At 52.5% G+C, this 2,773-nt stretch carries 3 protein-coding genes; 1 reads left to right on the top strand and 2 read right to left on the bottom strand.

Annotated features, from left to right (window positions below; translation table 11 throughout):
• Nucleotides 1-346 precede the first annotated feature (346 nt).
• Nucleotides 347-1,147 (top strand): lipoprotein NlpA, encoded by an 801-nt coding sequence (gene nlpA / locus HP459_RS22270; protein WP_171936860.1) that lies wholly within the window; start codon nucleotides 347-349, stop codon nucleotides 1,145-1,147.
• 18 nt (nucleotides 1,148-1,165) lie between these two features.
• On the opposite strand, the gene HP459_RS22265 is transcribed toward nlpA, so the two are convergent.
• Together HP459_RS22265 and HP459_RS22260 are read right to left on the bottom strand one after the other, a co-directional pair.
• The gene (locus HP459_RS22265) at nucleotides 1,166-1,846 is read right to left on the bottom strand and encodes an EAL domain-containing protein (RefSeq protein ID WP_022646575.1); all 681 of its coding nucleotides are present in this window, start codon (nucleotides 1,844-1,846) and stop codon (nucleotides 1,166-1,168) included.
• Between the two features lie 76 nt (nucleotides 1,847-1,922).
• Nucleotides 1,923-2,543 carry a LuxR C-terminal-related transcriptional regulator gene (locus tag HP459_RS22260; protein ID WP_015570093.1) on the bottom strand — a complete coding sequence of 207 codons (621 nt, stop codon included), beginning with the start codon at nucleotides 2,541-2,543 and terminating at the stop codon, nucleotides 1,923-1,925.
• Between the last annotated feature and the right edge of the window lie 230 nt (nucleotides 2,544-2,773).

Here is a 2,773-nt window from a genome sequence, read left to right as displayed (position 1 = left end):
CTGGATGCGTTCGGCTCGGCTATCCATGCGGTGTTTATGCTGGCGGCGGGGATTATGGTGCTGGCGTTTGTGCTGTCGTGGTTTTTGCGCGAAGCGCCGCTGCGTCGGCAGGCGTGAGGTTAGCGGTTCTGCTTGCGCCTGGACTACCGTAGCCTGATGCCCATCGCCCGGTGGCGCTACGCTTACCGGGCCTACACGTCTACCGTCACGTAGGCCGGGTAAGCGCAGCGCCACCCGGCAACAGGCCGCATATAACTTAACCGTCTTACTGATTCCTTTTCGTTTTTTAGCCTGCCGTCTCGTTGTCGATATAGTCTTCAAAACCACTGTCGAAAGGAACTGTCTCGTGAAATTTCAGTTGAGTGCTCTGGTGCTCGCGGCCCTGCTGCTGGCAGGTTGCGATCAAGGCGGCAATGATGCCAAACACATTAAAGTCGGCGTCATCAATGGCGCTGAGCAGGACGTGGCGGAAGTCGCCAAAAAGGTGGCAAAGGAGAAATACGGTCTGGATGTTGAGCTGGTGGGCTTTAGCGGCTCGCTGCTACCCAACGATGCCACCAACCAGGGCGAACTGGACGCCAACGTCTTCCAGCATCGCCCGTTCCTTGCACAAGATAACAAGGCGCACAATTACACGCTGGTCGCCGTGGCCAATACCTTCGTCTTCCCGATGGCGGGTTACTCCCGAAAGATTAAATCGGTGTCTGAGCTGAAGGATGGCGCAACCATTGCGATTCCAAACGATCCCACCAACCTCGGTCGCGCGCTGTTGCTGCTGCAAAAAGAGAAGCTGATTACCCTTAAACCGGATGTGGGCCTGCTGCCGACGGCGCTGGATATTACCGCGAATCCCAAAAACGTACAGATTATGGAGCTGGAAGGGGCGCAGCTGCCGCGCGTGCTGGACGATCCGAAAGTGGATGTGGCCATCATCAGTACCACCTATCTTCAGCAAACGGGGCTGTCTCCGGTACATGACAGCGTCTTTATTGAGGACAAAAACTCGCCTTACGTGAATATAGTGGTCACGCGAGAAGACAACAAAGACGCCGAAAACGTGAAGAAATTTATCCAGTCCTATCAGTCGCCGGAAGTGGCGAAAGCGGCAGAGACCATTTTTAACGGCGGTGCGGTGCCGGGCTGGTAGGCCACGGTAAGCTGGCCCTCACAGCGTTACGCGGGCATCGGTGCGGCTTTCGGGCCACAGAAAACCCTGGCCAGACTGTGCGCCAGACGTGCGGGCGCGCGCCAGATCCCGCGAATTCTCGATGCCTTCGATAAGAATTGATTGCGCGATACCTGCCCTGACCTCCTGCACAAACGGGGCAAGCGGCGCTCGCTCGCGCAGCGCTGAGCGGTCAATTTTTACCCCATCCAGCGGCAGCGCAAGCCGCGCGAACGCCTCAGCCAACTCCCGGGTTAAATCGTCCAGCCAGATTTGCCATCCCGCCTCTTTTAACCGAACAAGCGTGGCATGAAGACGATGTTGCTCAGCCTTACTCAGCCGTGTGATGGTGAGAGGATCCTGAATTTCAATCGTTAACCGCTGCTGATGGCGTAACGCCAGCAACAACCGGATAGCGCGTTCGTCGAGAAGGTGCTCTGCCGGAAGGTTTAGCCAGTAAGCGTCCCGGGCGGGTATCTGTAACAGGGTGTTGGCCTGCCAGAAGAAGATTTGCAGCGCGCTGCGCGAAGGCAGAGAAGCAAACAATATCTCCAGATTGACGTTATGGATCTCCACGAGAACTTCATGCGCGAACATCTGGCCCGAATGAAGATCGACAAGCGGCTGGAATCGCAGCCCTGAGATACGTTGCAACAGGGGAGAGGGAAGAACGGTATACATGGAACAGCCTTCAGGAAATGAAAAAAAGGTTCCCGCGGACACGGGAACAAAAGGCAAACGACACACGGTCAAATTCTTAATTCAGGATCCAGCGAATGCTCTGGTAAAACGAGGGGCCACGCACGGCCTTAAGCTTGTTCATGGCGTTGTTTTTATAAAAGTAAACCAGCCTGACGTTACACCCCAGCTGACGGGCGATTTGCTTGGTTTTGAGATTACAGGAATAGCCGCGCAATACGCTGGCCTCCTCGCTGGACAGCCTCGCCGGGGTGCGTAAGCGGGTAGTCATGCCTACGTTGTAACGACCAGACTCTTGCGGCGTCTGGCTCATCAGTATTTGCCACAGCGCTTTGATATCCCCCAGGGAGACTCTTTTGCTGATTACCCCATCAACATGTTTGAATTTCAAATAGCCAGCGGATAACGAATAGATATAGATCTTCGCCGTCACTTGTTTCTGTTTAATACAGAGAATGTCGTCATTCGTCGTCACCCGGAAATGACGCGTATTCAACGGATCATAAATGATGATATCAAAGAGTTGTTCACTCATAGCAAGTTCTTCGATATGGGTAAACCCATGGAAAATAACGTCGTGTTTTTCATCAGGCTCACGCTTTCCGAGCGATTGCAGGCCAATCATCGTGAATTCGCAGCTGTCAACAACGGCAACGTGAATTGTTTTTTTATTTTGCATTGGCATTCTCCTTTCGCTGAGTAAACAGTCCATATAAGAGAAAATGGCGGTTCGCACTCTCTTATTAAAAGAATGGCGAGCACTTTTTAAATAACGCGATGCGATGGCATCAATGTAAGCCAATACAAACCGTCGAGTAAAGCTGATGCCAATTATTAGAGGAAGATAAAATTGAAAAATGGTTTTAATGGTATATGCAATTGTTTTAATCTTCTAATAATATTCATGCC

It is taken from the genome of Enterobacter sp. CM29 (genome assembly GCF_013179605.1).
GTDB lineage: Bacteria > Pseudomonadota > Gammaproteobacteria > Enterobacterales > Enterobacteriaceae > Enterobacter > Enterobacter intestinihominis.
This window is presented reverse-complemented; position numbering and strand designations above follow the sequence as displayed.

Coding starts and splice junctions, on each gene's coding strand:
- HP459_RS22265 (WP_022646575.1), bottom strand. CDS start 1,846: ATGTATACCGTTCTTCCCTCTCCCCTGTTGCAACGTATCTCAGGGCTG.
- HP459_RS22260 (WP_015570093.1), bottom strand. CDS start 2,543: ATGCAAAATAAAAAAACAATTCACGTTGCCGTTGTTGACAGCTGCGAA.